Genomic DNA, 22,225 nt, shown 5'->3' on the forward strand with positions numbered 1-22,225 from the left:
CTCGGTGTGGGCTGGAAGGTCCAGCTGGTGGTGATCGATCAGCCCAGGGTGGCGGCGCGCGCCATGCCTTCGGTGATCGCCGGTCGCTCGTAGCGGAACGGGGTCATGTCGATGGCCGGCTGCTGGCCGAGGATGAGATCGGCGAGCACGCGTCCGCTGCCGGCTCCGACGGTCGCTCCGTAGGCATGTCCGGAACCGATGAACAGCCCCGGCACGCGCGACACGCCGTCGAGGACGGGCAGACCGTCGCCGGTCTGCGGAGCGATTCCGCCCCAGACCCGCTCGACCGGGATGTGCTGGAGGGCGGGGATGTGGTCGCCCAGGACTCCGAAGGTCTGGGCGAGTCCGGCCACGGTCGGCTCCGGCGACGCGTCGGGGCCGTCGACGAACTCAATCGGGCAGCCAAGCCACAGGCGACCGTCGGCACGCTGGCAGACGAGCTCCAGGAGTCCCACCTCGGGCATGATCTGCTGGAGCGGGTGCATCACGATGTCGTCGTCGTAGCCGGGCAGCTCGCGAACGAACGCGTACTCGTGAAAGAGGCTCGGGCCGTACGCAGCGACGTTGAAGCGCTCCTCGACAGGCGCCGTCTCCGCCATCTGCATTCGCATGTGCAGGACGTGGAAGGGAAGTCCGGCCTTCTCGAGCAGAGCGGGCGTCCAGGAGCCAGCAGTGACGGCCACGGCATCGGCGGCCAACTGTCCCTCGGAGGTGGCGACACCGACGCAGCGACCGTCCTGGATGTCGAGTTCGAGGACGTCGGCTCGCACGACCTTGGTCCCGAGCTCCACGGCGGCGGCGACCGCGGCCTCGACGAACTTCTCCGGGTGCAGGTAGCAGTCCCGAAGGCTGTGGATCGCCCCGACGACGTCGTCCGGGAGCAGGGGGAAGAGCTCGCGCGCCCGGTCACCGTCGACGATCTCCATGGGCAGCCCGTCGGCGACCCGACGCTCGACGAATCCGGGTATCAGCGGGAGCTGCTCCTCGTAGTAGTAGACGAGCGCGCCGTTCGGCTGGAACTCGAAGTCAGCGATCTCCTCGGCGAGCTCGCCGTAGAGCTCTCGGGAGAGATTCGCCAGGGAGAGCTGTCCACCCGGCGCACGCGTGACCATCGAGATGTAGCCGGCATTGCGGCCGGAGGCGCCCCAAGCCGGGCGCTCCCGGTCGACGAGGGTGACCTGGACGCCGGAGCGGGCGAGGTAGAGCGCCGTGGTCGCGCCGATCACGCCGGCGCCGACGACGACGACATGTGCCGGGTTTTCAGTGTTCGAGGTCATCGTTGGTTCCTTCTCCGTAGCGACTGACAAGACCGGTGGTGCGGGGTGCGGGGCTGGTCCGGGACGGCTCACGCCGGACGGCGGCTGAGCATGACCGTCCAGATGCCCTGCTGGGTGACGACGTCGTCCTGGTTGACGACCTCGACCTTGGTCGCCACGACACCACGGTCCGGCTTGGTGCGTGAGGGCGTGACCTCGACGACTTGCTCGCGAACGTGCAGGGTGTCGCCGATGAAGACGGGGGCGAGGAAGGTCCAGTCCCGGATCCCCAGGAACGCGATGGCGGATCCGATCTTCCAGCCGAGACTCATCTCAAGACCGAAGGCGACCGACAGGGCGCCGGGACCGTGGAAGACCCGCGTGCCGAAGGTGCTCGTCCGCGCGTACTCCTCGTCGGTGTGGAGCGGGTGCATGTCGCCGGACCAGGTCGCGAACGTCAGGACGTCGCTCTCGGTGATCGTGCGGCCCCGGGTCACCCAGGAAGTTCCGACGACGATGTCATCGAGGTAGCGCACCTGGCTGGGCTCGTGGTCGAGGGTGACGTTGACGGTCACGATGGACAACCTTTCTCGTTGGCCCAATCCCCTCGGCCGAGCCAGTGGCGGGCTCCGACAGACCCGTGCTTGTGCCCGGCTCTCATCGCGAGCGCGATGCGGATGTCCTCGACTCTAGGCATCGGGCGGCCTCGTCCTCCTTGGTGGCGTTCCGAAGGTTTGCGGCCGCATCGGGTGTGCTTCCAACTCATGGTGATGCCGCCGTCACGGCTGCCCTCAGCGCTTCATCGATGTCGGTCGGCAAGGCGCGTGCCGTCTCCGTGGTCGCCTCGACGTTCACGTAGATCAGAGTCAGCCGCGCCAGCCGAACCCCGTCACGCGACACGATCGTGTCGAGGGTGAAGCTCGTTCGCCCGACGCGCGCACAGACCACGTCGACATCCAGGAGGTCGTCGAAGTGCGCGGGCTTCTCGAGGGTCATGTTCACCTGGACCACTGACGGATCCATGCCGCGCGCGACCATGTCGCTGTAGTCGAACCCCAGGTAGCGGAAGAACTCGGTCATAGCGACGTCGGCTATCTCGAGGTAGCGACCGTTGAAGAGGAAGCCTTGGGCGTCTGCTTCGTGATAGCGCACGCGATGGCGCAGCACCCGGGTCACCTGACACCGCTCATTTCGGTCGCTCCGACCACTCGCACGTGGACCGTCAGTCCAGCGACGTCCGGGTCTCGAGTGCCTCGAGTGCCTCGACGTACTCGTCGAGGAGGCGAGTCATCTCACTCTTGACCGTGGTGCTGCGCTGCATGTCTCCGATGACCTGACCGACGGCGTAGGTCCAGTAGTCCAGCTCGTGCGCCCGCTCGGCCCGCATGTAGGAGTAGCCGTTGAGGATCGACTGCATGGGCCACTGCAGCGGGGAGGGCGCGTCGGGCGCCTGCCACGCGTCGACGTACGGCGTGCGGAGCATCCGTCCCTGCTTGCCGGTCATGACCTTCGCGATGACCGCGTCCTCGGACTTCGCCTGGAAGAGCTTGTCGCGGGCTTCGAGGCTCAACTCGCCCTCGGCGGTGCCCAGCCACAGGGATCCGAGCCATACGCCCTGACAACCCAATGAGAGTGCGGCGAGGACGTGCGAACCCCGCGACACGCCGCCGGCCCCCAGAACAGGCACGCCTGCCGCGGCCTCGACGACCTGCGGCCACAGCACCATCGACGCGACATCGCCCACGCTTCCGCCGGCCTCCGTCCCCTGAGCCACCAGGAGATCGACACCGACCTCGACCTGCTTGGCGGCGTGTCGGGCACTGCCGACGAGGGCACCGACCATGACGCCCTTGGCGTGCGCCTCCTCGACCACCCACTTCGGGGTGACCCCGAGCGCGCCGACAATGAGCCGAACGGACGGGTGCGCCAAGGAGATCTTGAGCTGACGGGCACTCTTCTCGTTGGTCATCGTCATCTTCTGGGCGTTGTCCGCCATGAACGCGTCGCGATCATCCGCGGCAACGTCGCTCAGGCCCGCCTCGTCGAGCATGCCCGTCACGAAATCCATGTAGGAGGGCGGGATGCTCGCGAGGTACTCGTCGGCCTCCTTCTCGTCCTCGCCGGTGCCGGGGAAGACCAAGTCGACGCCGAACGGCTTTCCGTCGACCTCCTTCTCGAGCCATTCGATGGACATCTCGAGCTCCTCCGGCGTCATCCACGCAGCGCCGAGGACCCCGAGTCCGCCGGCCTTGGTGACGGCGGCGACGACATCCCTGCAGTGGGAGAAGGCGAAGATCGGCACTTCGATGTCCAGCGCCTTGGCCACGTCAGTTCGCATGTCGGATGGTCCTCTCCAGAGTTGACTCAACTGTTCCAGTCAAACTAGGAACCGATGGGGTGGTGCGGCATTGGAGTGTTCTTGAAGAAGTCACCGACTGGTGGTCGAGACTCCAAGAAGCCGACACCGCGGCCTGTTCAATGGGCGCCGCTGAGATTCAGCACGACAACACCGAGAACGATCATCGCGATGGCAGCAGCTTTGGTCAGGCTCATCGGCTCGCCGAGGACGGTGGCCCCGATGACCGCGACCGCCGCAGTGCCCACACCTGCCCAGACGGCGTAGGCCACCGACACGGGTATCTCCCGGACAACAATCGCCAAGAGGCCAATGGAGGCCACATAGCCGGTCAGCACAAGGGCGGTCCACCCGAGATGGCGGAACCCGTCCGTCCGGCCGAGAGCCGAAGTTGCGGCGACCTCGACAGTGATGGCGATGGCCAGGAGGCCTGCCGAAAGTATCACCGGACATCCGTTCTCAACATGGGACGACCGGCAGCTCGATGTACGACGGCCACCTCGCGTCGTGGTGTACCCGCTGCAGCGCGGAAGTGAAGTTGGGGTTGTCCTGGTCGCCGGTGTTCAGGTTGCGGTCCCATCGGGGGAAGCAGCTGTTGGTGATCTGCACCCGGATCCGGTGACCCGCCAGGAAGACGTTGCTCGTCGCCCAGAGGTCGATCTCGATCTCGCGACACGAGTCGGCGCCACTGTCGATGCGGAAGATGCCGTCGGCGAGGTTCAGCGAGCGTCCGTCCGGTCCGACGTCGCAAAGCCGAGCGACCCAGTCGGCCGACGGAGCCGAGCTCTCGACGTGGAGCCGTACCCGGAGGGGGCCCGTGACCTCAAGGTCCTCCTCGAGGACCTCAGAGGTGAAGAGGAGGACGTCAGGTCGCGCTTCGATCCGTGCCTGGTCGACGGGGCCGCGCTCGAAGGGGTGGAGGATGAGCGTCCCGCCGTGTGTGGGGACGGGATCAGCCGGGTCGTAGACGACCTCGCTCGGGGCCGCATCGACAGCGGGCGCCGCAGTGCTCAGGCTGCCGTCGGCGTGCAGGTGCCATTGCTCGGAACGTGCGCGCTCCAACGGCCAGGCCTCTTCGAAACGCCACTCGTTGCGGCCCATTACGAAGAGCTGGACCGGCGGCGTTTCGGCGGTCGGCGCGTCATTGACGAGATGGCTGCGGAGGAAGGTCAGGACCTCGTCGCTCCAAGAGCCGTTTGGGAAGGCGAACGCATCGCGCATGGACATGACGCCGAACATCTGGTCACCTACCTTGTCCCCGAACTCCATGTGCGTCCACGGGGCGATGATCAGCCGTGTCTCCCTGCCCAGCACCCGCATCGCCAGGTAGTTGTCGAGGGTGCCCTTGAGGAGTGCATCGAACCATCCGGCGGTCTGGAGAGTGGGCACCTCGACTCGCTCGTGGCCGGTGATGGCCAGGTGGTTGGTCGCCTCGAAGTCGTTGACGGCATCGAGTTCCACGAACAACGGCGGCGCGTGCCGTTGCATAACGGGCAGCGCAGTGACGGGGAGGTCCCAGAGACCTTCGTCCGTTAGGCGGTCGTAGTCGCGGATCAGGGTGCCCGCGCGCTCCCCGAGTTCGTCGTCAGGTAGGCCTAGGCGGGTCATCCAGTCGAATCCCTGTGCCAGCGGCCACGAGGTGGCGATCGCCAACTCCATCGCCCCTCCGCGGGACACGAGGCCGTCTCGCGGGTCGGCCCAGGTCAACAGAGGCGTGATCGCCTTGAGCGCTGGCGGCTGCTCGATCGCCGCCTGCCACTGGGTGTTGCCGCAGTAGCTGCCTCCGACCATGCCGACGCGGCCGTTCGAGCCGGCCAGCCGCGCGGCCCATGCGATCGTGTCAGCCCCGTCGTGACCCTCGTGCCGGAGCACTTCCCACACGCCATCTGACGCGAAGCGGCCGCGGACGTCTTGGACCACTACCAGGAAGCCGCGCCGGGCGGCCTCCGTGGGCGAGACCCCGTTCCATGCGTTCTCGGTGATCGAGCCCTTGCCGTAGGGGGTCCGGACGACCAGTGTCGGCCAAGATCCCTCACCCGCAGGGCGATAGATGTCGGCTCGCAACACGACGCCGTCGCGCATGCGTGCGGGGACGTCGAAGTCGACAAGCACGGATGAACACGACGCGCGGTCCAAGTCATCGACCTGTTGGCCCACACTCTCTGCTGTACTCACCGTCAGAACCTTTTCTCGGGGGTGTTGGGATGGCGGGAGACCGTGCAAGCGGTCAGCCTCGTCGGCGTTCCTTCAGATCCAGCGGGTGAAGCTCTCAACCGTTTCCCGCGGCGTCTCGAGGGTGTTCACGCGAGCCGATTCGTCGGCGTAGCCGAGAGCCATCCCGCAGACCAGTACCTCTTCCTCGCCAGCGCCGATGAACGGCAGGATCACCTTCGGGTAGTAGTTCCACGCTGCTTGGGGGCAGGTGTGCAGGCCGCGTGCGCGGGCAAGGAGCATGATGTTCTGGAGGAACATGCCGTAGTCGAGGAGCGAGCCCCGGCCCATGACGCGGTCGATGGTGAAGATCAGCCCTACGGGGGCGTCGAAGAAGTGATAGTTGCGCTGCGACTGCGCGTGCATCTTCTCCTTCTCGCCCTTGCTGATGCCCAGAAGGCTGTACAGGCTCCAGCCATTCTGGCGGCGCCGGTCGATGTAAGGGGAGACCCATTCCTGCGGGTAGTAGTCCGGCTGGTCGCGGTACTTCTCCGCGCTCGCCGGGTTGGCGAAGACCGCGTCATCCGCCTCGCACACCTGAGAGACGAGGTCGTCCCTGCTCTGGTCCTGCAGTACGTAAACGCGCCATGGCTGGGTGTTGACCCCCGAGGCGGACTGGCGCGCCACATGCAGGATTTCCTCGATGTCGTTGCGGGAGACCGGCTTGTCCCGCAGGAAGGCGCGGCAGGAGAAGCGGCTTTCGATAGCTGCTTCGACGCTCGTCGGATCGTTCACGACGGTCGTGAGGCGGGCGGTGACCATCCCAGGACTCCTAGCTTTCTGATTTCTGTCCGGCAGGATTTGTGGACTAGATGACGCCGGACTCGCGACCTGCGGCGATCTGTCCGGTGGAGAGGCCGAGGACCACGACCACGTCTGCGTCCTTGACCAATTCCTTGAGGATCCGCTGACCGTCTGAGTGGCGCAGGTCGAGCGTTATCGACTTCTTGTTGCGCGCCTCGACGTTCCACCACAGGCTGTCGCCCTCTTCACCGTGGGGTCCGACGTGACGCAGTGTGTCTCCGCTGACCGGCTGCTCGACCTTGATGACGTCGGCGGCGAGGTCCGCGAGCAGCGTTGCCGCGACAGGGCCCGCGACCATCGTGCCGATGTCGATCACCCGGATGCCGGAAAGCGGCCCGTTGACGCTGCGATCTACGCTCACGCTCATCTCTCCCTGCGGTTGGCCACATGAATGCCCGCGTCTAGGAGCGGCGGAGTACCCCGGCAAGGCCGGCCCTGGCGGATCTGTTCCATTACACAGCACACCGTTCCACTCTGTGGTCCATCCAGTGTGATCGGCCCCAGGGTGACGTGTCAAGGATCAGGAGCCGCCGTGGACCGCGACGGCTTCACCGCCCATCCCGCTCCTGTCGAGCCCCAGCCGTTGACACCGAGGCATGTGACGCCCATCATGTTTGGGTCACACAGTGGCACGACGTTCCATTGTGCGGCACATCTCGGGCGAGGTTCGTCTCGCCACCACCTCGACTGCCGGAAGTGAACACGCGATGACTGCTCCAGGCTCGCAACCCGACCAATCGACGACCCCTCGGGTATCCCAGAAACGGGTCGGCGCGGCCATCGTCGTCGGCACTGCTCTCGAGTACTTCGACTTCTTTCTCTATTCGGCCATGGCCGCACTGGTGATCGGACCGACCTTCTTTCCCTCTGAGAACTCCGTCGCCAGCGCCATGGCCGCATTGGCAACCTTCGGCATCGGCTTTCTCGCTCGCCCCTTCGCCGGACTGGTGTTCGGCATCATCGGAGACAAGTTCGGCCGAAAGGCTGTCCTCTCGTGGAGCTTGATCATGATGGGCATCTCGTCCGGACTCATGGGACTGCTGCCCTCCTACGCGACCATCGGCGTGGCGGCACCGATCCTGCTCGTCGTTCTTCGAATCGTCCAAGGAGTCGGGGCAGGCGCAGAGTTCAGCTCCGCGATTGCCGTGTCTTATGAGTACGCCCGCGAAGGCACCCGAGGACGACTCGGTTCCCTGCCGACGCTAGGCGTCAACCTCGGCGTATTCTGCGCATCGCTGACAGTCGCTGGATTGGCCTTGATCGGTGACGACTTCTTCTATTCCTGGGGCTGGCGGATTCCGTTCGTGGCCAGCTTCGTCCTGGCGCTGGTCGGGTATGTCATTCGTTTGAAGCTTCCCGAGAGCCCCGAGTTCACCGCAATGCCCGCCCAGGAAAGCAAGCGGAGTTGGTCCCGGGTCATGGCGGACCTCTTCAGGTCCGACTGGAGAGGATTGGTCATTGTCTTCGTGGTGTACGCGGGATACGCGCTCGTCGCGACGCTCTGGAAGACCTTCTCGCTGTCTTACCTTTCCGAGTTCCAGGACGTCAGCGGAGCCGTCAGCAGCTTCGGTGTCACCCTTGCCAGCCTGTTCGCCATCATCTGGACGCCCATATGCGGAAGGCTGTGTGACGCTGTTCCGGTTCAGCGCGTCCTGGCATTCGGCGGAGCGCTGGTCATCCTGTACTCCTTCCCGTTCTTCTGGCTGCTCGATACCGGGAACTCGTTCGGGATCTGGATAGCGTTGATCCTCGGAACGGGCGCTCTTGCACCGCTGCTGTCGGTTGCGGCGAGCCCATTCATGGCTCGGCAGTTCGCGACCAACACACGCGTCACGGGCTTGGGAGTGGGCAAGGAGTCGAGCGGCGCCGTTGCGGCCGGATTCGGACCGGTGGTGGCGCTCGGTCTCGTCAGTGCTTCTGGAACTGCCAGTACGACAGGGGTTTCCATGATGTTCGCCGCAGGCGGGGTTATGTTCCTGATCGCGGCTTGGAAGGGCAAGACGACAGCCCCGCAGGTTGGGTCCATCACTGAGCGCAGTCTCCTGGAGGGCGCTCACCGAGGTAGTTGACGGACCGCTGCCACACGCCTGGGATGCGTTCAGCGAGTCGAGAGCCCGTCCGGCGTCGGAGCATCCCGTGGTCTGGCGCCGGGCTTTCTGGCAACGAGCCGTGGGCGCAGGCGACTTCGCCTACAGGTCTTCTCCGAAACGGCCAGCGATGGTGCGCGCAGCGTCCATCACGTATTGACCGAACGCCTCTTCCAGTTCAGGGGTCATTCGCTGAGCTGGCGTGGACACGCCGATACTGGCGATACCCACGCCGCCGACGACGATCGGGGCAGCGACGGCGTGGACACCGTCGCGGAACTGACCCTCGCCCGAAGCGAAGCCCCGCTCTCGGGCTCGACGAATGACATCCTCGAAAGCGGCCGGGTCGGTGACGGTCGACGGGGTGGACGCCGTCAGCCCCTTGGAAATCAGGTCCCGCAGAACCTGTTCGGGTTGCGTGGACAGGAGCGCGCGCCCGTTGGTGGACGCATGGAGCGGCAGGACATCCCCCGGATCGACATGGGCGCGGACCGCCTGGGGACTGTCGAGACACTCGACGACCACGACCGTGTCATCCCGCTGGACGACTAGGTGGACGGTCTCTCGCGTCGCGTCACGCAACTGCTCCATCACGGGCAGTGCGGTCGAGCGGAGTCCGTTCCCCGCGTGGTGGTGCTGCCCGAGACGGAACATCTTGGGTGTCAGGGTCCAGCGGGTCGTCTCGCCACGAACGTCCGCGGCCCAGCCGGCCTCCTTGAGCGTGAGCAGCATGCGCTGCACCGAGCTCTTGGGGGCCCCCAGGTCGCGCGCGATCTCGGAGACACCCACGAGACCGGGCTCGGACAACCGCTCCAGAACACGCGTTGCCGTGAGGACGCTCTGGACGACGCTCATCCGAAATCCCCTGTCCGCAGACCCGTTTGCATGCGCCCAAACGTACCATCCTGTGGAACGAGAGGCCGCACAACGGGACACTACGCGCGGTGGGGGTTTCTCGTGGCATCTCCCGCCGGGACGCTTGTCCGGTCAGGCGGGGCGCACACGCTCCGCGACGCGCGCCCCGGCCTCGGCCAGGGCCGTTGGGTCGGACGCGACCATGATGCCATCGAACCGCTCTGCGAACTCGCCAAGATCGAGGTCGATCGACCCCACGACGGCAAAAACCGGCTTGTTCGCCACGCGGGTCAGCACCGCGGAGATGATCTTGCCCTGTTGGGTCTGGGAATCCAGCCGTCCTTCTCCGACGACGATCGCCATGGCGTCGCCCGCGAGCCGGTCGAAGTCGATCATGTCGAGGACGTAGTCAGCGCCGGAGACCAGTTCTGCGCCGTACCAGGACCACAGGGCTCCGCTGAACCCTCCGGCCGCACCCGTGCGGGCCACGCCACGAGGATCGCTCGGATAGCCGCCGGCCTGCTCGTGCAGGCGAGCGGTGAGAAGTCCTACCTGGTCGGGATCGGCACCCTTCTGGGGACCGAACACCACGGCTGCGTCCTCGAAGCTCGTCGTCACGTCGCACAGCACGGTGATCCGTGCGCCGCGGAGACCACCTCGCTCCGCGATGGCGGCGACCGCCCCGGCTCCGCCATCGGTCGTGGCGCTGCCGCCTGCAGCGATGACGATGTGCCCCGCTCCCCGCTCGGCAGCGTGGGCAACCAGGAGGCCCGTGCCGAAGGTGTCGGATGCCAGGGCGTCGTCGTCGTCGCGGCGAAGCCCCAGGCCGCTCGCGGCGGCCAGCTCGATGATCGCCACGCCTTCGCGCGTGAGCGCGTAGGCAGCCCGGAGCGGGTCCCGCCACGGACCGACGGTCTCCACCTCCACCACGTCGGCGCTGAGGGCGTGCCGAAGGACGTCGTAGGTTCCCTCGCCACCGTCCGCCAAGGGACACTCCACCGCAGTGGCGCCCGCTGCCCGGGCGCCGCGCGCGATGTGAGCCGCCACCTCGGCGGCGGCGTAGGTCCCCTTGAAGCTGTCCGGGGCCACCAACACGGTAGGGCTCGCCGAGCCGCCGAGGTGCTTTCCGGAGGCTCCCGACCGCTGCATCACCCGGTCACCGGCGTGAGAGGTGCTCTACCGGACAGGACCTCGACGACGTTGTCCACCGCCATGCCGGCCATGGCGTCGCGGGTTGCGGCACCGGCGCTCCCGATGTGCGGCAGGACGACGACCTCGTCCATGCGCCGCAATCGATCGTTGACCCGTGGCTCGTTCTCATGCACATCGAGGCCCGCGCCGGCCAGGTGTCCACACTCGATGGCATCGGCGAGGGCCTCCTCGTCGACCAACGGTCCGCGCGCGGTGTTGATGAGGTAGCTCCCCTTCCTCATCGCGGCCAGCTCCTCGCCACCGATGAGGTGTCTGCTCTCCTCGGTCAGGGGGCAGTGCAGCGACACGACGTCGCTGCGCCCGAGCAGCTGCGCGAGGTCCACGGACTCCACACCGAGACTCTTCGCTTCCTCGGACGTGGCGCGGCTTCCCGTGGCCAGGATCCTCATGCCGAAGGCGTGGGCGCGACGCGCGGTCGCCATGCCGATCCGGCCGAGGCCGACGATCCCCAGCGTTGCCCCTGCGCTGAGGTCGAGCCCCACGAAGCTCTGGGGACCCCAAATCCACGGCGTCGCCGTGCGCACGAACCTGTCAGCCTCGACCAGCCGCCTCGTGGTCGAGAGGATCAGGGCGAGCGTGAGGTCCGCGGTCGCCTCGTCCAGCACCCCGGGCGTGTTCGTGACGATGATGCCTCGTCGGGCTGCAGCGTCGACGTCGATGTTGTCGAAGCCGACGGCGACATTGGCCACGACCCGGAGCTGAGGTCCGGCGGCCTCCAGCACCTCGTCGTCGACCTTGTCGGTCAGCATCGTGATGAGGCCCGATGCGCCGCGAGAGCCGTCGAGCAGCGCCGGGCGATCAGGCGGCCACTCAGTGTCGGCGTGCACCCGGAGAGTCGCAGGCAACGACTCGCGTGCGGCCTGCAGGACGCGCTCGGACACCGGGCGAGTGAGGAACACGTGGGGATCGGGCATTCGCGTCACTTTCGTCCTACTTCTTTTGGGAGGTTCCTGTGATAACCGAACCGGCACGACGTCCGGGCGAGGTGCTACCAGGTGTCGACATGGGAGCGCCGCTCACGTTTCGCCAAGGTGGCTGGGTCGAGCGACCTGATGCCCGCGGTCAGCCACGCACGGGTGTCGACCGGGTCGAGCACCTCATCGACCGAGAAGGCGGCGGCCGCATTGACCGCTCGGGCCTTGTCGAAGAGCTCGTCGACCATCTCCTGGAACCGCCGGTCGCGCTCCTCCGGGTCGTTGATCGCCTCCAGCTCACGCCTGCGCCCCGCCTTGACCTGGCCCTCGAGGCCCATGGAGCCGTACTCGGCGCCGGGCCAGGCCACGGTGAACTGCGGGGCCCTCATGGATCCGCCGAGCATCGACTGTCGACCAAGTCCGTAGGCCTTGCGCACGAGTACGGCGAAGATCGGCACCGTGAGGTTGGCGCCCACGACGAAGGGCCGGCTGCAGTGGCGGACCAGACCTGTTGCTTCCGAGACGGGGCCGATCATGTTGCCCGGGGTGTCGCACAACGAGAGGATCGGAAGCCGGTGCGCGTCGCAGAGCTGCATGAAACGCGCCGCCTTGTCCGCCGCCTCACTGTCGATCGCGCCACCTGACACCGCGGCGTTGTTGGCGATCACACCGAACGGGATGCCTTCGACCCTGCCCAGGCCGGTCACCATTGCGCGACCGAACCCCGACCTCAACTCGAGGACGACGGCGCGCGCGGCCTGCCGGCCAGGAACCGCTCGACGTAGAGCTCGCCCGACCCGAAGGCCACGAGCGCCTCCTCACGACAGACACGAAACGCCGCATCGACCTCGTCGACCGACTCGACCAACCGGATCCCGCGGCCACCGCCGCCCGCGGTGGCCTTGATAAGTACCGGAGCGCCAGCCGCGTCCTTCATGAACGCCGCGACGTCAGCCGGGGTGTCGATGACCTTCCCCGGAACCACCGGGACCCCGGACTTCCCCGCCAGGTCGCGAGCAGCTGCCTTGTCCCCGAACAGGTCGAGGACATCCGACGAGGGCCCGACGAACGTCAGACCCGTCGCCTCACAGGCACGGGCGAAGTCCGCGTTCTCGCTGAGGAAGCCGTACCCGGGGTGCACGAAGGTGCACCCGGTCGTCACGGCGGCATCGACGACCTGGTCGATGTCGAGGTACGCCGCGGGACCGGCACCCGGCAGGGAGTGCCGGTACTCTGCGGCCGAGGCGTGGAGGGAGCCCTGGTCATCCCGGCTGTAGATGACGACCGGGTCGTACCCGGCAGCGCGGACACCGCGGCAGACGCGGATCGCGATCTCGCCCCGATTGGCCACTAACACACGATCGCGCACGGGCCCTCCCTCAGTCAGCGATCAGCGGTTCTGCCAGGCGGGCTCACGCTTCTCGACGAAAGCGCGACGACCTTCAACCGCGTCTTCGGTCTGAAGGATTCCGAGCTGCTCTTTCTTGGTGACGCGCCAGAAGTTGTCCTCGACATCGGTGCCGTCACCGACGCCGTACGCGATCCTCTTGATCGCCTGGACCGAGAGCGGAGCGTTCTTGTTGATCGACGCGGCCAGCTCGAGTGCCGCCTCCAGCGTACTGCGACCATCCCGAACCACCTCGTTGATGAGGCCTAGGCGCAGTGCCTCGTCGGCATCGATGGAATCGCCCGTCCACAGCAGCTTGAGGGCAACCTTGGGCGGAAGCTCCTGCAGGAGACGGAAGCATCCGCCACCAGCAGCCAGGGTGCCGATCTTCACCTCGGGGAGGCCGAACACCGCCTTCTCATCGGCAACCACGAGGTCGGTGGCGAGCACGAGCTCCATGCCACCACCGAGCGCGAGTCCGTTGACGGCCGCGATGACGGGCTTGCTGATGAAGTGCCGTACGAAGCCGCCCCACCCCCACGCCTGGTACCGCTCGGGAATCTCGGGCCGACCAGCCAGCGATTCCTTGATGTCGGCACCGGCACAGAAGGCTCGGCCCGCACCGGTGATGACGACGGAGCGGATGTCGTCGTCGGTCTGGGCCTCCTCGAGGGCGTCGGCGATGGCCAGGCTCATCGGCGTCGTCACGGCGTTCAGGGACGCAGGGCGGTTCAGGGTGATGACGAGCGTATGACCGGAGCGCTCGACCTTGAGGTCGTTCTCCACGGGGTCGGACAAGACGATTCTCCATTCTGGGAAGGGTCGATGGGTGAGCCGTCGCCGGCCCACGTCGGACGGTTAACGAGCTCTATCGCTCCAAGATGTGTACGACGCACACGGGGCCGATGCCGACCATGTGAGCCAGGCCGGTCTTGGCGCCAGGGTGCTGGCGGTCGCCCGCCTCTCCGCGCAGCTGTCGCGTGATCTCGGCGATCTGCCCGAGTCCGGTCGGGCCGAGCGGGTGTCCCATGGCGAGCAGGCCACCGGAGGGACTGACGGCGGTACGCCCGCCGATGTTGAACGATCCGGCGGCGAGTTCGCCGGCACCTGCGCCCGGCGGGCAGAGGCCCATGGCCTCCACGAACAGCAGCTCCTCGATGGCGAAGGCGTCGTGCACCTCCACGATGTCGAGGTCCTTGGGGTCGCCGCCCCACTCCTCGTAGGCGGCGTTGGTGGCGCTGACGGTGAGCGCCACGTCGGCGTTCTGGCCGTCGAACGCCTGGTCGCTGGTGGTGGCCGAGGCGGCAACCCGCACGGTGCGGTCACGCGCCACGCCGTACCGCTGGATGGCGTCCTCGGACATCACGATCACCGCAGCGGCGCCCTCACCCTGGGGAGTGATCTGGAGGCCGTTCAGGGGACCCGCGACGGCGGGTGCCGCCAGCACCTCTTCGAGGGTCCTCTTCTTGCGGCGCTGGGCGTAGGGGTTGAGGGCGCCGTTGCCGTGGTTCTTCACCGCGACCATGGCGATCTGCTCCCTGGTGTAACCGGCCTCGGCGAGATAGCGCTCGGTCAGCAGCGCGTACCGCGCGAACGGGATGTCGGCTGCCGGCGAGATCGGGGTGATGCCCGTGCCCGCTGCCGCGATCTTGCCCAGAGCCTTGTCGACTCCGATGGCGATGGCCACGTCAGCGAGACCGCTGGCGACCTCGGCGACGGCTTGGCGAAACGCCGTGGAGCCGGTGGCCGAGGCGTTCTCGACCTGCGACACCCGCAGGCCGGTCATCCCGAGATACCTCAGCATCGGCACCCCCGCTGCCATCCCGAGCCGCGCAGTGCCGACGAAGGCAGCCTCGACGCTGGGCCAGGGCACGCCGGCGTCGGCCAGGGCCTCGCGCACAGCGTGCAGGCCCAGCTCGATGTACGACGTCTCCGTCGGGTACTGGTACGGATGCAGGCCGATGCCGGCTACGTGCACCGGGCGGAGATCAGTGATGCGTGCCATGCGGCTTCTCCTCCAGCACGAAGATCAGGTACGGCTCTCGGGACAGGTCATCGGCGTCGCCAGCGACCCTCATGCCCGGCTCCCACGCCGTCTCGGCAGAGAGGAAGGAGTGGACGATCGGACCGTCGTCGAGCTCGACCTCACCCATCAGGAACGGCACCGGCCACACGGCGTGGCGCTCGATCGACGCCGAGCTCCGCAGAACGCCGCGAGCAGCAAGCGCTGACTCCGAGATGTCCTCTCGGGGCGCGCCGCATCGCTCACAGCCGAAGTACTGGCGAGGCAGACCGCGCTGACCGCACTGCCCGCAGGCCCACCCGATCAGGACCGCACCGCCCCCGGTCTTCTCCCAGATCCGGGGCGGCTCTGGTGCCGTCTCCTCCGTTGGCCTGGCCATGGGCTTCTCCGATCTCGCGCGTTGTTGGTGAATGACTGCCGTGGGTTGCCCGTCAGGGCATCTTTGGCGGCTCGACGACCGGCTCCGCGGGGACGCTGGACAGGGCCTTGGCGACGCCGGGAATCTCCCACCGACGACCGTTCTCGAAGGTGTCAACCAGGTGCCAGCCCTCGTACACGCCGATCAGGTCGCCCACGACTCGGAACACGTGGCCCGTCATGATGCAGTCGGTGGACGCCAGGTAGGCCACGAGCGGTGAGATGTTTCCGGGGTGGTACGGATCGAAGTCCGGATCTGACTCGGTCTCGGCGAGGCGCTCGACGAGACCCGGCGTCGCCTGAGTGGTCTGGGTCCGCGCGAAGGGCGCGATGCCGTTGACCCGGACGCCGACCCGCTTAAGCTCCTTGGACCAGACCTGGGTCATAGCTGCGATTCCGGCCTTGGCGGCGGCATAGTTCGTCTGCCCGACACCGGGCTGCATCCCTGCACCCGACGAGGTGTTGATGAGGGCCCGATCCACGTCATGGCCCAGCTTCGACTGCTCCCGCCAGTAGCGCGCAGCGAAGTGGCCGACCGCGAATGTCCCCTTGAGGTTGACATCGACGACCGAGTCAAACTCCTCCTCGGTCATGTTGACCAGCATGCGGTCGCGCAGGATGCCCGCGTTGTTGACGACCACGTGCAGGTCACCGAAGCCCTGCACGGCCGCTTCGACGAGGCCCTCGGCCGCGCTCCAGTCGCTGACGCTGTCGGTGTGGGCGATCGCCCGACCACCGGCTGCCGTGATCTCTTCAACGACGGCGTGGGCGAGGCCGGGCCCGACGTCGTTGACCACGACATACGCCCCCTCAGCGGCGAACAACAGGGCGTGCTCGCGACCCAGGCCCTGGCCTGCACCGGTGACAATTGCTACGCGACCCTCAAGAGCAGCCATGGTCCACATCCTTCGTTGCAGTTGGCTGCGCGGCGCAGCACTGGATCTCGTGGCGGAAAGGGGTCCGCATCACTTCGCGACACCAACTGCTCGAGCGAGCACCGTGCGCTGGATCTGGGAGCTACCGGCCGTCACGGTGGCGACGCGCGCCTCGCGCCAGTAGCGCTGCATGTCGTACTCCAGCATGAAGCCGGCACCGCCCATCAGCTGCATACCAGTGTTCGTCGCGCGCTGCAGGGCCTCGGAGCCGAACAGCTTGGCTGCCGTCACCTCCGTGAAGGCGGGCTTCCCGGCGTCCAGGATGCTTGCTGCCTTGTAGGTCAGGAGCCGGGCTGCCTCCAGGTCGCAGTACATGTCCGCGATCGGGTGGGCCACCGCCTGGAAAGCCCCGATGGGCCGACCGAACTGCTTGCGCTCGCTCACGTAGTTCCTAGTCATCTCGAACACTGTGCTGAGCGCACCGATGAAGCCGGCGCAGGTGAGAGCACGTTCGAGCTCCAGGTTGGAGTGCAGGACGTCCCAGCCTCCATTCAGTTCGCCGAGGATCTGGTCGCGCTCGACGCGGACGTTGTCGAAGAAGACCTCATTGGTCCCCAGCAGGTGGCGACCGACCGTGCGCAGTCGTCGTACCTCGATGCCGGGGGTGTCCGCCGGGATCAGGAACATCGTCATCCCGCCGTGGCGGCCCGCGCCTGGATCCGTGATCGCGGTGACGTGCAGGATCGTGTTGGGTAGCCCCGCTCCGGTGATGTAGAGCTTCTGCCCGTTGAGGACGAACCCGCCGTCCTCCTCCCGGGCCGTCGTGCGGATGCTGGCTGCGTCGCTGCCGGCCTCGGGCTCGGTCATGCAGATGCTGTAGCGCTCCGCACCAGAGATCGCGCGCGGAAGGTGGTACGCCTTCTGAGCCTCGGTGCCGTTACGCAGGATGTTCATGCCGAGGAAGATCGTGTTGCCGTAGCCAGCGCCGAACTCGAGGCCGCGGCGAGCAAGCTCCTCCGCCACGATGACCATGCCGGTGACACCTTGGCCGCCACCGCCGTACTCCTCGGGGAGCGGGAGGCCGTAGTAGCCGAGCGACGCGAGAAGGCCGTAGAACTCCTCGGGGTAGTGGGCCGCTTCGTCCCACTCCTTGACGCGCTCCTGCGGTGCTTCCTTGTCGATGACCTCGCGCACGGCAAGGCGCAGCGCGTTCTGGTCTTCGGTTTCGTCGAAGTTCATTGCCACGATTCCATTTCTTTGATGCCGTGCGCTGGACGGGCGGGAACGCTCCCAACCCCTAGGACTTCAGCTTCCTGCGACCGTTCCCGACTCGCGGAGGGCAGCGATCGCCTCCGGGGTGTAGCCCAGCTCCGCGAGGACCTTGTCGGTGTCCGCACCCAGCTGGGGAGCGGAGGCCAGGGCCGGAATGTCGTACGCCTCTGACGTGAAGGGCATGCGCACGGCCGTGTAGCGCTGGTCGCCGGACTCGCTCTGCACGAAGGTGTTGTTCTGCCGTGCTTCCTCGCTGCGCATCACGTCGACGTGGGCGAGCACGGGGCCTGCGATGATGCCGTTACGACGGAATCGAGCCGTCCACTCGTCGCGCGTGCGCGCGCCGATGGCGTTCACGAGCTCGGTGCGCAGCAGCTTCCGGTTCGCGACACGCGACGATCCGTCTGCGAACCGGGGGTCGCTGTAGAGGTCCGGCCTCTCGATGGCCTCGCACAGGAGTCGCCACTGCTCGGGAAGATAGGCCGCCATCTGGATGTAGCCACCGTCGGACGTCTCGAACATGTCGGTGGGATAGGCCAGCTCCCCACCAGTGTTGCCTGTCCTGGACACCTCGGAGCCGGTCACGGACGCCTCGACGAAGTAGTGACCCTGCAGGAAGGCGCTGACGTCGTAGAGGGACGTGCTCACGTGCTGCGGCTCGCCGGTCATGTCGCGAAGTCGCAGGGACGCCAGGATCGCCTGGGCCAGTGCCAGGCCCGCCGCGCCGTCCACGACCTGGAAGCCCACCTTGAACGGGTGGCCGTCCGGGTCGCCCGTCGCGGCCATGATGCCCGTCTCGGCCTGGACGACGGCGTCGACACCCTTCCTGGCTGCCCCGGCGCCCCGGTGCCCGAATCCGGACAAGGACGCGTAGACCAGGCGCGGCTGGATCTTGACGAGATCCTCGTAGCCGAGGCCCATGCGATCCATCGCTCCAGGACTGAAGCCCTGGACGACGATGTCGCAGTCGGCGACCAGCTTCTTGACGATCTCCTGCGCCTCGGCCCGCTTGAGGTCCATCGACACCGAGCGCTTGTTGCGGTTGTAGGCGAGGAAGATCGTCTTCAACGAGGCGCCGAGGCGGCGCGAGAGCTCGCCGTCGAGCTGCTCGATCTTGATGACTTCGGCGCCCATGTCGGCCAGCAACATCGTCGCCGACGGGCCCGCCATCAGCTGCGTGAAGTCGAGGACCTTCACCCCCGACAGAGGCTTGAGAGTGCTCATGGCTCGCTGCGCTCAGGCATCTTCCGGCAGGGGGCCGGTGTAGGCAACCTGGTCGACGGGCACGTGACGCCACGTGTTGCCCTGCTCGATCTCCTCCAGGTAGTGAGCCGCCAGGCCGACCGTTCGGGGCGTGACGATCAGGACCCGCGCCACGTCCGGCTTGAGGTCGAGGTCGAGAAGGATGGCAGCTGAAGCGCCGTCGATGTTGGCTCCGACCCGGCGTCCGATGGCCGCAGCCAGCTCGTCCTCGAGGTGGGTGAGCAGCGCGCAGTGGTACGCGAAGACGCCCTGCTCCTTCGCCAGCTTGAGCAGGATGGGCGTGCGGAAGTCGGGATCGTGCTGCGGGTGGCCGAATCCGTCGAGCGGCGCCCGGCGCGCCCTGGCATCGGCGACCATCTCCTTCGCTGCCAGCCGGAGCGCCTCGTCGGTGACCTCGCCCTCAGCCTTGACCCGCTCCACGACCGAGTGGAGGTTGCGAGCCAGCTCTTGGCCGGCGCCTCCCTGGATGTCACCGAAGGTCAGCGCGCCGCCGGCGATGGCCGCCTGGATCGGCACGCCGTAGGAAGCGAGGAGCCTCGCGACGGTGCTCGACGGCGCGATGCTGTGGTCCATCACGGAGATCAGGAGTGCTTCGAGGACCTTGGCTTGACCCGGTGTCGCGCGCTTGCCCGCCAGGATCAGGTACGCCACCTCGGCGAACGACGCCTTGCCCATGAGCTCGCTCATCCGCTCGCCCCTGACGATGAGGTCGTGGGGCTCGATCTTGGAGATCGCCGTCTCCCACGAGTTCGTATCTCTTGCAGCCATTCCCACTCCTAGTTAGCCGTGTGCCGGAACTACGTCGGGACTCCGGTGCTGCGCCGATCCGTCCCGCTCCCCTGAGGTCGCGCGGCCCGCTCTGCCAATCTCGGCACTCGTCGCGAGCGCCAGAACGGCTGCTCTTCCTGTTGTCCACCAGATCCCGGCGTTCCGTCTAGCGGCACGCCGTACCGCTTGTCGGTACGACCACGGTAGTGCGATGGAACCCCTCCGTCAAGGGCCTCGAGTGGCGACGGTCACTGAGATCTGCGAGGCCGGGTGTCGCGAGGGCGGCGTCCAGCGCGCCATCGAGGTGCGCGGGCAGGCAGTGATGCAGGGAGAACGACGCGCGCGAACACCCGCCCAGTCGTGGCTGGGCGGCAGGCTCGATGGCGCGCGAGTAGTCCCTATGGCGGCTGGACCGCGTGACGCGCTCGGCTACCGGCTTCGCGCGCTGCTCGGCGGGGGGCCGGGCCGGGCGCGGTAGCCCGCGGCATGGAGCAGCCCGTACCACTCCGGGCGGGCGAGCGTGACCTCGGCACAACGAGCGGCCTCGGCGATGCGCGCCGGGTTCGTCGAGCCAAGGAGCACCTGCGCGGCGGCCGGATGCCGCAGGATCCACGCCGCCGCGATCGCGGCGGGAGGCACCTCATGGATGTGGGCCAGCTCATCGATGGCGGCGTTCAGCACGGGGAAGTCGGACGATCCGAGGAAGACCCCTCGTGATCGTCCGGCCTGGAACGGTGCCCAGGCCTGCACGGCGATTCCCTTCGTCCGGCAGTAGTCGAGTACCCCTCCACCATCTGCCACTAGTGCCTGCTCGGATCCCTCGATGTTCATGGCGAAGCCCTGCGCGACCGCGGGTGCGTGTCCGAGCGAGAGCTGCAGCTGGTTCGCGACGATTGGCTGATCCACAGCGGTGGCCAACAGGTCCATTTGTCGTGGCGTGTGGTTAGACACCCCGAACGCAAGGACCTTGCCCGCTGCGGCGAGATCGTCGAACGCACGAGCCACCTCGTCCGGCTCGACGAGTGCGTCAGGACGATGCAGCAGGAGGATGTCGAGGTAGTCCGTGCGAAGTGCCCGGAGAGATCCTTCGACGGACGACACGATGTGGTCGTAGCTGAAGTCGAGGTAGGGCCCCTCGGCGACGGTTCCACACTTGGTCTGCAGCGTGATTTCCTCCCGCTGCGATGCCGTGAGGTGCAGCGCATCTCCGAAGCGCGTCTCGCATTCGTGCGGCCGGGAGCCGTAGACCGCTGCGTGGTCGAAGAAGTCGATGCCCACGTCGCGGGCCGCGGCGTACCAGCCACGCATGGCATCGTCGTCGAGCTCCCGGATGCGCATGCACCCGAGCCCGATCGCGGAGGACGGACGCTGGACACCCGGGAAGCTCACGGCGCCCACGGAATCCCCGACTCCCGTGCGCCGCCCGTTCCAGGCACGCCTCCAGCACAAGCGCGTCGCCGCACTTGTTCGGCCGATCGGCGGTCAGGCCGGTTCCTGTCACGCCACTCACTCATGACTCCACCTTTGTGTCCTTGTCTGTGGTGCGGGCCGTCCGCAAGTGGACCTGTCGTGGTCGTGGCGCCGTCGCTCGACGACGCGCATCTCCTAGCTGCTCACGCCAGCAGAGCGACGATTACGATCACGACCGGCACGCATCCGAACGTGCTGACGAAGATCGCGTCCCGAGCCAGCAGTTCCGCGCGCTGGTAGCGGCTGGCGATGACGAAGACGTTCTGCGCTGTGGGGAGTGCAGAGATGACGGTCACCGCGAGGAGGCTTTCGTTGTCGAGACCGATCAGCCGACCCACCACGTAGGCGACGGCCGGTTGCACGAGGAGCTTGAGGCCGACGGCCAGCCCCAGATCGGCCGCCGGCACCCCGCGGCCCGGCAGGGGGCCGAGTCGGAGGCTGACGCCGTATGCCAGAAGCATTGAGGGAACGGCCATACCGCCGATCAGAGCGATCGGAGCGTTCACCACCTCCGGAACGCGGAGCTCCGCCAGCGTGACCCCAACGCCAGCGAGGCTGGCGACCGTGATTGGGTTGCGCAGCGGTCTGCTTGCCACGCTGCGCAACGATGGGCGCCCTGAGTTCCGGGCCGCGTCGAGGACCATGAGCGCCGGGGGTTGCAATACGAGCAACTGCAGGAGCAGGATCGGCGCGATCAGGGCTGTGTTCCCCAGGACGTAGGCCGCGATGGGCAGCCCGAGATTGCCCGCGTTGCAGTACGACGAACACATGGCCGCGACCACGGTCCGAGCAGATCCGTCGCGACGCACGATGCCGACCACAACGGTCGCCGACAACGTGCAGAGAACGCCGGCCGAGATTGCGACGAGGTTCCCGGAGAAGACCTCGGCAATGTCGCTCTCCTGAAGCACCGTGAACAGCAGGGCCGGGCTGGCCAGGAAGAACGCGACCGCGCTGAGGGTCCGCTGTCCTGCGCTGTCGACGACGCCGAGATGGGCCAGGAGTGCGCCGAAGCCAATCACGACCCCGATGACGGCGAAGCCGTCGAACACGCC

At 67.2% G+C, this 22,225-nt stretch carries 23 protein-coding genes; 1 reads left to right on the top strand and 22 read right to left on the bottom strand.

Annotation, left to right across the window (positions count from 1 at the left end; genetic code table 11):
- Positions 1–38: 38 nt before the first annotated feature.
- The 8 genes from ASE20_RS13415 to ASE20_RS13450 all read right to left on the bottom strand — a co-directional run bounded on the left by ASE20_RS13415 (position 39) and on the right by ASE20_RS13450 (position 6,988).
- On the bottom strand, positions 39–1,277 hold the full coding sequence (locus ASE20_RS13415) for an NAD(P)/FAD-dependent oxidoreductase (RefSeq protein WP_056895022.1): 1,239 nt from the start codon (positions 1,275–1,277) through the stop codon (positions 39–41).
- 68 nt (positions 1,278–1,345) lie between these two features.
- Entirely contained in the window at positions 1,346–1,831 is a 486-nt protein-coding gene (locus tag ASE20_RS13420) for a MaoC/PaaZ C-terminal domain-containing protein (RefSeq protein ID WP_056895200.1), read from the bottom strand.
- Positions 1,832–2,018: 187 nt separating this feature from the next.
- Positions 2,019–2,432 carry an acyl-CoA thioesterase gene (locus ASE20_RS13425; protein WP_200952793.1) on the bottom strand — a complete coding sequence of 138 codons (414 nt, stop codon included), beginning with the start codon at positions 2,430–2,432 and terminating at the stop codon, positions 2,019–2,021.
- A gap of 46 nt (positions 2,433–2,478) precedes the next feature.
- Positions 2,479–3,594, bottom strand: coding sequence for a nitronate monooxygenase (locus ASE20_RS13430; RefSeq protein WP_056895023.1), 1,116 nt, complete (start codon positions 3,592–3,594; stop codon positions 2,479–2,481).
- A 137-nt stretch (positions 3,595–3,731) separates the two neighbouring features.
- Positions 3,732–4,058 carry a DMT family transporter gene (locus ASE20_RS13435; RefSeq protein WP_225869114.1) on the bottom strand — a complete coding sequence of 109 codons (327 nt, stop codon included), beginning with the start codon at positions 4,056–4,058 and terminating at the stop codon, positions 3,732–3,734.
- A 13-nt stretch (positions 4,059–4,071) separates the two neighbouring features.
- Positions 4,072–5,724 (bottom strand): CocE/NonD family hydrolase, encoded by a 1,653-nt coding sequence (locus tag ASE20_RS13440; RefSeq protein ID WP_200952794.1) that lies wholly within the window; start codon positions 5,722–5,724, stop codon positions 4,072–4,074.
- A 135-nt stretch (positions 5,725–5,859) separates the two neighbouring features.
- Positions 5,860–6,585 (bottom strand): nitroreductase, encoded by a 726-nt coding sequence (locus ASE20_RS13445; protein ID WP_056895025.1) that lies wholly within the window; start codon positions 6,583–6,585, stop codon positions 5,860–5,862.
- A gap of 46 nt (positions 6,586–6,631) precedes the next feature.
- Positions 6,632–6,988: a CoA transferase gene (locus tag ASE20_RS13450; protein WP_200952795.1), complete on the bottom strand. Its 357-nt coding sequence runs from the start codon at positions 6,986–6,988 to the stop codon at positions 6,632–6,634.
- A gap of 283 nt (positions 6,989–7,271) precedes the next feature.
- Here ASE20_RS13450 and ASE20_RS13455 point away from each other — a divergent pair, with 283 nt between their 5' ends.
- Entirely contained in the window at positions 7,272–8,696 is a 1,425-nt protein-coding gene (locus ASE20_RS13455; protein WP_225869115.1) for an MFS transporter, read from the top strand.
- A 120-nt stretch (positions 8,697–8,816) separates the two neighbouring features.
- On the opposite strand, the gene ASE20_RS13460 is transcribed toward ASE20_RS13455, so the two are convergent.
- The 14 genes from ASE20_RS13460 to ASE20_RS13525 form a co-directional block, all read right to left on the bottom strand.
- Positions 8,817–9,569: an IclR family transcriptional regulator gene (locus ASE20_RS13460; RefSeq protein ID WP_056895027.1), complete on the bottom strand. Its 753-nt coding sequence runs from the start codon at positions 9,567–9,569 to the stop codon at positions 8,817–8,819.
- Between the two features lie 132 nt (positions 9,570–9,701).
- On the bottom strand, positions 9,702–10,658 hold the full coding sequence (locus ASE20_RS13465; RefSeq protein WP_200952796.1) for a glycerate kinase: 957 nt from the start codon (positions 10,656–10,658) through the stop codon (positions 9,702–9,704).
- A 59-nt stretch (positions 10,659–10,717) separates the two neighbouring features.
- Complete coding sequence (locus tag ASE20_RS13470) at positions 10,718–11,695, bottom strand: 2-hydroxyacid dehydrogenase (RefSeq protein WP_056895028.1); 978 nt, start codon at positions 11,693–11,695, stop codon at positions 10,718–10,720.
- A 74-nt stretch (positions 11,696–11,769) separates the two neighbouring features.
- A complete protein-coding gene (locus ASE20_RS13475) occupies positions 11,770–12,405 on the bottom strand; it encodes a carboxyl transferase domain-containing protein (protein ID WP_056895029.1) in 636 nt (211 codons plus the stop codon).
- A gap of 20 nt (positions 12,406–12,425) precedes the next feature.
- A complete protein-coding gene (locus tag ASE20_RS13480) occupies positions 12,426–13,046 on the bottom strand; it encodes a biotin carboxylase N-terminal domain-containing protein (RefSeq protein ID WP_056895030.1) in 621 nt (206 codons plus the stop codon).
- 39 nt (positions 13,047–13,085) lie between these two features.
- Positions 13,086–13,880: an enoyl-CoA hydratase/isomerase family protein gene (locus ASE20_RS13485; protein ID WP_200952797.1), complete on the bottom strand. Its 795-nt coding sequence runs from the start codon at positions 13,878–13,880 to the stop codon at positions 13,086–13,088.
- A 70-nt stretch (positions 13,881–13,950) separates the two neighbouring features.
- Positions 13,951–15,087, bottom strand: coding sequence for a thiolase family protein (locus tag ASE20_RS13490; RefSeq protein ID WP_056895032.1), 1,137 nt, complete (start codon positions 15,085–15,087; stop codon positions 13,951–13,953).
- Positions 15,071–15,484, bottom strand: coding sequence for a hypothetical protein (locus ASE20_RS13495; RefSeq protein WP_056895033.1), 414 nt, complete (start codon positions 15,482–15,484; stop codon positions 15,071–15,073). The genes ASE20_RS13490 and ASE20_RS13495 overlap by 17 nt, the downstream gene beginning before the upstream one ends.
- A gap of 52 nt (positions 15,485–15,536) precedes the next feature.
- Positions 15,537–16,427 (bottom strand): SDR family NAD(P)-dependent oxidoreductase, encoded by an 891-nt coding sequence (locus ASE20_RS13500; protein ID WP_235538819.1) that lies wholly within the window; start codon positions 16,425–16,427, stop codon positions 15,537–15,539.
- 60 nt (positions 16,428–16,487) lie between these two features.
- Positions 16,488–17,636 (bottom strand): acyl-CoA dehydrogenase family protein, encoded by a 1,149-nt coding sequence (locus tag ASE20_RS13505; protein WP_056895035.1) that lies wholly within the window; start codon positions 17,634–17,636, stop codon positions 16,488–16,490.
- Positions 17,637–17,702: 66 nt separating this feature from the next.
- Positions 17,703–18,893, bottom strand: coding sequence for a CaiB/BaiF CoA transferase family protein (locus ASE20_RS13510; RefSeq protein ID WP_056895036.1), 1,191 nt, complete (start codon positions 18,891–18,893; stop codon positions 17,703–17,705).
- 12 nt (positions 18,894–18,905) lie between these two features.
- Positions 18,906–19,700 (bottom strand): citrate/2-methylcitrate synthase, encoded by a 795-nt coding sequence (locus ASE20_RS13515; RefSeq protein ID WP_056895037.1) that lies wholly within the window; start codon positions 19,698–19,700, stop codon positions 18,906–18,908.
- Between the two features lie 429 nt (positions 19,701–20,129).
- Positions 20,130–21,098 (bottom strand): aldo/keto reductase, encoded by a 969-nt coding sequence (locus tag ASE20_RS13520; protein WP_318655574.1) that lies wholly within the window; start codon positions 21,096–21,098, stop codon positions 20,130–20,132.
- A 215-nt stretch (positions 21,099–21,313) separates the two neighbouring features.
- The gene (locus tag ASE20_RS13525) at positions 21,314–22,222 is read right to left on the bottom strand and encodes an AEC family transporter (RefSeq protein ID WP_225869118.1); all 909 of its coding nucleotides are present in this window, start codon (positions 22,220–22,222) and stop codon (positions 21,314–21,316) included.
- Between the last annotated feature and the right edge of the window lie 3 nt (positions 22,223–22,225).

Source organism: Nocardioides sp. Root240, assembly GCF_001428825.1.
Taxonomy (GTDB): Bacteria; Actinomycetota; Actinomycetes; order Propionibacteriales; family Nocardioidaceae; genus Nocardioides.

Coding starts and splice junctions, on each gene's coding strand:
- ASE20_RS13470 (WP_056895028.1), bottom strand. CDS start 11,695: ATGCCCGATCCCCACGTGTTCCTCACTCGCCCGGTGTCCGAGCGCGTC.
- ASE20_RS13495 (WP_056895033.1), bottom strand. CDS start 15,484: ATGGCCAGGCCAACGGAGGAGACGGCACCAGAGCCGCCCCGGATCTGG.
- ASE20_RS13490 (WP_056895032.1), bottom strand. CDS start 15,087: ATGGCACGCATCACTGATCTCCGCCCGGTGCACGTAGCCGGCATCGGC.
- ASE20_RS13430 (WP_056895023.1), bottom strand. CDS start 3,594: ATGCGAACTGACGTGGCCAAGGCGCTGGACATCGAAGTGCCGATCTTC.
- ASE20_RS13445 (WP_056895025.1), bottom strand. CDS start 6,585: ATGGTCACCGCCCGCCTCACGACCGTCGTGAACGATCCGACGAGCGTC.
- ASE20_RS13460 (WP_056895027.1), bottom strand. CDS start 9,569: ATGAGCGTCGTCCAGAGCGTCCTCACGGCAACGCGTGTTCTGGAGCGG.
- ASE20_RS13475 (WP_056895029.1), bottom strand. CDS start 12,405: ATGGTGACCGGCCTGGGCAGGGTCGAAGGCATCCCGTTCGGTGTGATC.
- ASE20_RS13515 (WP_056895037.1), bottom strand. CDS start 19,700: ATGGCTGCAAGAGATACGAACTCGTGGGAGACGGCGATCTCCAAGATC.
- ASE20_RS13500 (WP_235538819.1), bottom strand. CDS start 16,427: ATGTGGACCATGGCTGCTCTTGAGGGTCGCGTAGCAATTGTCACCGGT.
- ASE20_RS13505 (WP_056895035.1), bottom strand. CDS start 17,636: ATGAACTTCGACGAAACCGAAGACCAGAACGCGCTGCGCCTTGCCGTG.
- ASE20_RS13510 (WP_056895036.1), bottom strand. CDS start 18,893: ATGAGCACTCTCAAGCCTCTGTCGGGGGTGAAGGTCCTCGACTTCACG.
- ASE20_RS13415 (WP_056895022.1), bottom strand. CDS start 1,277: ATGACCTCGAACACTGAAAACCCGGCACATGTCGTCGTCGTCGGCGCC.